Annotated in this window: 4 protein-coding genes; all 4 read left to right on the top strand. The window is 69.3% G+C overall.

Annotated elements, in window-relative coordinates; translation table 11 throughout:
• Nucleotides 1–1,208 (top strand): phage tail sheath family protein (locus AC1D15_RS21375; RefSeq protein WP_477827550.1); only part of this gene is annotated, 1,208 nt, incomplete at its 5' end.
• Nucleotides 1,209–1,239: 31 nt separating this feature from the next.
• Nucleotides 1,240–1,686, top strand: a complete 447-nt coding sequence (locus AC1D15_RS21370) for a phage tail protein (RefSeq protein WP_047512707.1) — start codon at nt 1,240–1,242, stop codon at nt 1,684–1,686.
• A gap of 16 nt (nt 1,687–1,702) precedes the next feature.
• Nucleotides 1,703–3,295 (top strand): phage tail protein, encoded by a 1,593-nt coding sequence (locus AC1D15_RS21365; protein WP_477827549.1) that lies wholly within the window; start codon nt 1,703–1,705, stop codon nt 3,293–3,295.
• A complete protein-coding gene (locus tag AC1D15_RS21360) occupies nt 3,292–3,759 on the top strand; it encodes a phage tail protein (protein WP_047512712.1) in 468 nt (155 codons plus the stop codon). The genes AC1D15_RS21365 and AC1D15_RS21360 overlap by 4 nt, the downstream gene beginning before the upstream one ends.
• The last annotated feature ends 52 nt before the right edge of the window (nt 3,760–3,811 follow it).

Raw genomic sequence — 3,811 nt, 5'->3', positions numbered from 1 at the left:
CCGCCACGCCCGGCCCTGTCGGCGCCACCGCCGAACTGCTCTCGCTGTCCGTCGAGTTCGCGGATGCCGACGGCTACGTGCAAGGCTGGGACGAACTCGGCTACGGCAGCGCGCACCCGCGCTACGTCGGCACCCTGCTCTCCCAGAACCCCACGACGCGTGGCGACGCCTTGAACAACCAGATCTGGTTCGACGTCGGCACCGGCGTCACCGCCTTCGAGCTGCAGACGGCCGTCCTCGCCCTTCCGGCGCTGCCCGGTGACGACCGGCGTCCGGCGCTCGTGCTGGCCGGCGGGACCGACGGCGCGGCTCCTATCGCAGGCGCCGACACCACGGCCGGCACCTACGCCGCCGCGCTGGCCTCGCTGATCTCGCTCGAGGACGTCTCGATCGTCGCCGCGCCGGGTTCGAGCGCCTACGGCGATGGGCCGGCCATCCAGTTGGCGCTGATCGGCCATGCCGAACGGCGCCGCAGCTACCGCATCGCGGTCCTCGATTCGGCACCGCGCCTGGTCCCGGGCGACGTGCGAGTGGCACGCGGGCGCATCGACTCCAAGTACGCCGCGCTCTACTACCCGTGGGTGGTGGTCTCCAACCCGCTGGCGCGTCCGGGCCGCGACGACATCCCCAAGGAGATCGCGTTGCCGCCTTCCGGCTTCGTCGCCGGCATCTACGCGCGCAACGACAACGACCCGCAGCATGGCGTGCACAAGGCGCCGGCCAACGAGGTCGTCACAGGTGCGCTGCGTTTCGAGCTGGACATCAACTTCTCGCAGCAGGAACAACTCAATCCGCTGGGCATCAACTGCCTTCGCTACCTCTCGGGCCGCGGCTATCGCCTGTGGGGTGCACGCCTGGCCAGCAGCGATCCGGAATGGAAGTACGTCTCCGACCGGCGCTACTTCAACTACCTCGAGGCCTCGATTGACCGCGGTACCCAATGGGCCGTGTTCGAGCTCAACGGCGAACGCCTGTGGGCCAATGTGCGCCAGACCATCTCGGACTTCCTCTACAACGAGTGGCGCAACGGCGCCCTGCTGGGCGCCAACGCCGAGGAAGCCTTCTTCGTGCGCTGCGACCGCAGCACGATGACGCAGAACGACCTCGACAACGGCCGCCTGGTCTGCCTCATCGGCGTGGCGCTGATCCGCCCGGCCGAGTTCGTGATCTTCCGCCTCGGGCAGAAGACCGCCGACGCGCGGGCCTGACCCCTACCCCACCGCATAGGAGTCCATCACCATGGCCGACAGGACCACGCCTTACGGCGCCTTCAACTTCATCGTCAACTTCAACGGCAGCGAAGCCTTCGGCGGCTTCTCCGATGTCTCGGGCATCGGCACCGAGGTCACCATGTCCGAGTACCGCTACGGCAACGACAAGGAGAACCACGTGCGCAAGGTCGCCGGCGTGCACAAGGTCTCGGACGTCACGCTCAAGCGCGGCATCCTCAACTCCAAGACCCTGTTCGACTGGATCGCGGAGACACGCGTCAAGGGACCGCGCGCGCAACGCAGCGTGACCATCACGCTGATGGACGAGACCTCGCAGAAGCCCGTGCAGTCATGGGTCCTGCGCGGTGTGGTGCCGATGAAGTACACCGGCCCCACCCTCGCCGCGAAGGGGGGCGGTGACGTCGCCCTCGAGGAGATGGTGCTGTCGGCCGAGGCGCTGGAGATCAGCGTCTGACGCGACGGAGCGCACCATGAGCCTGGTCTTCGAACTCGCCAAGGCAGYGCCGCTGCCGCAGGTGCGCCGCGCCGACGTGGCCTGCTTCGTCGGTTACGTCGCACGCCGCGCCGGCAAGCCGCTGCCGGCTGCGCTGCGCGAGCAGTTGCGTGCGAGCGGATGGGTGGACGGGCCCTGGGGCCGCACGGCGGAACAGGTGGAGAGCCTGCTGAATCTGCCGCTGGCCCTGGACAGCTGGCAGCAGTTCGACGAACTCTTCGCGTGGGAGCAGCGCCTGCTGTCGCCCGACAGCGACCGGCGCTGCGCCACCTACCTCGGTGCGGCAGTGCGCAGCTTCTTCGCCCGCGGTGGGCGGCGCGCCATCGTGCTGCGCGTGGGCGACCCGTGGGACTACCTCGAGACGGCGGCGCAGCGGCTGGCGGCATCGCAGACGCGGCTCGCGCGACTGGTTCCAGCGGTGCTGCCCGCCAACCCGCCTTTCTCGGCCGTGACGCCGTCGAGCTGGCACGGCATCGAGCACCTCCATGGCTTGCGCGACACCAGCATGCTGGTGCTGCCCGACCTGGCCGATGCCTGCAGCCATGTCGCGCCTGCGGTCGAGCCGGCACCTTTTGTCGCGCCGCTTCCCGAAGGCTTCGTCGAGTGCAGCACCGACGAGGTCGCGCCACCCGACACCCGCCTGCAGCGGCTCGCGCCGCCCGAACTCGACCTCGATGGCTACAACGCCTGGATGGGCGCAGTGGCGCGGGTGCGCAGTTTCCTGTCGACCTGGCAGCGTGAGATCGTCTTCGTCGGTGCACTGCCCTTGCCGCACCTGGAGGCACGCGACGGCGCTGGTGCGTCCCGCGTGCATGCCCAGGCCGACATGCCGGCCTGGCTGCAGAAGTTGCAGCTGCTGCGTGCCGACGGCCTGCCCGGCGATCCTGGCGCGGCAAGCGCGTTCGTGCAGCTCGCGTGGCCGTGGCTGCGCACGCAGGCCTCGAGCGACGACCTGCCTGCCGGACTCGAAGCACCCGATGGCGTTCTCGCGGGCCTGGTGGCCGAGGGTGCCATGCGCGCCGGCTGCTTCCGTTCGGTGGCCGGCGACAGCTCGCTGCGCCTGCTGCGCGACGTGGCCGAGGCCGTACCGCAACCCAGCTGGGGCCTGGGCGACGACAGCCCCGATGCAAGGCTCGCACGCCACATCTGCGTGATCGCGCAGAGCCCGGCCGGCTGGATGCTGCAATCCGACGTCAGCACTTCGCCGAGCGAAGCCTGGCGCTTCGGCGGTGCCTCCCGGCTGATGGGAGCGATCCGCCGCACGGTGCGTGCCGAGGGGGACGCCCTGGTCTTCGAAAAGAACGGCCCATCCTTGTGGGGCCAGGTGCAGCGCCAGCTGGAAGACCTGTTGCTCGGATTCTGGAACGAAGGCGCCTTCGCCGGCGCCAACGCCTCGGAAGCCTTCGAGGTGCGCTGCGACCGCAGCACGATGAGCCAGGCCGACCTCGATGCCGGACGGCTCATCGTCGAGATCAGCGTGCGCCCGGCGGCCTCGATCGAACGCATCACCGTCGTTCTCGACCTCGGCAACACCGCCGCACCGGGCGCGACCCTGAGGGAGGCGGCATGACGGTCGAGACCGAAGCCCCGCTGCACGTCTTCCGCTTCGAGCTGTCGTTCAAGCGCGTGGACAGCGGCAAGTCCGGCGCGGTCGCCATGGTGGGTGGCGCGTTTGCCGAGTGCACCGGGCTGGAAGCCACGATGGAGCCCAAGCAGATCAAGGTCGGCGGCATGAACTGGGGCGTGGTGCAGCGGCCAGGCCCCGTCACCTTCGCCACCGTCGTGCTCAAGCGCGGCATGACCAGCCGGCGCGACCTGTTCAAGTGGTTCCAGCAGGTCGGCGGCGGCAGCTATGCGTACCGGCTCGGCGCGGAGATCGCCGTGCAGAACACGCTCGGCGAAACCGTCATCACCTGGGGCCTGGACCGCTGCATGCCGGTCAAGTTCAAAGCCGCTGACCTCAACGCCAAGGGCACCGAGGTCGGCATCGAGGAGCTTCACCTGGCCCACGAAGGCCTGCGGCTGCTGAGGTGACGCATGGCGATGCTGCCCAACATCTCCAAGACGACGCCGGCCACCTTCAAGG

The organism is Rhizobacter sp. P2_H2 (assembly GCF_056403375.1).
This window is presented reverse-complemented; position numbering and strand designations above follow the sequence as displayed.